Origin of the sequence: Coprococcus intestinihominis, assembly GCF_040096555.1 — a bacterium.
GTDB lineage: Bacteria > Bacillota > Clostridia > Lachnospirales > Lachnospiraceae > Coprococcus_A > Coprococcus_A intestinihominis.
Genome location: NZ_JBBMEK010000540.1, coordinates 1 through 578, shown reverse-complemented (window position 1 = coordinate 578; position 578 = coordinate 1). Strand labels below are relative to the sequence as shown.

Annotated in this window: 1 protein-coding gene; it reads left to right on the top strand. The window is 44.3% G+C overall.

All coding sequences use genetic code 11. The annotated features are described in order from the left end of the window. Positions 1 to 578 (top strand): phage portal family protein (locus tag WMO25_RS18725; protein WP_494337454.1); only part of this gene is annotated, 578 nt, incomplete at both ends.

The following is a 578-nucleotide window of genomic DNA, read 5'->3' as shown; positions in this document are numbered from 1 at the left end:
AGCAGAATTTCTATCAAAGGCCATGGAGCAGTTATTCCGGAACAATGAGCTTTTGATAGTAGAGAGCTATGACGGACAGCTCCTGGTGGCTGATGATTTTTCCGTGACGAAAAATGCACTGTATGGAGACACTTATACCAATGTGCAGGTGGATGATTACACATTTTCGCGGTCATTCCGAAGTTCAGACGTGCTTCACTGGACACTCAACAACAAGAACGTAAACCGGATCATACAGAACCTGTATGACTCATACAGCAAGCTGATTGATTATTCTGCAAAATCGTATCTCAAAAGCAGAGGCAGCAGAGGAACCCTGAACATTTCGGCAATGGCTCAGAGTGATAAATTGTTCAATGAGAAACTGGAAAAGCTCATGAATGAGTATTTTAAGTCATTCTTTGAAAGCCCAAACGCTGTCCTGCCACTGTTTGAGGGATATTCATACACAGACATTGGCTCAAAGACTTACAGCGAGGGAACCAGCAGGGATATCAAAAGCCAGTATGATGATATTTTTGATTTCACGGCCAGAGGATTCTCCATGCCGCCTACACTGGCCAAGGGAGACGTGCAGG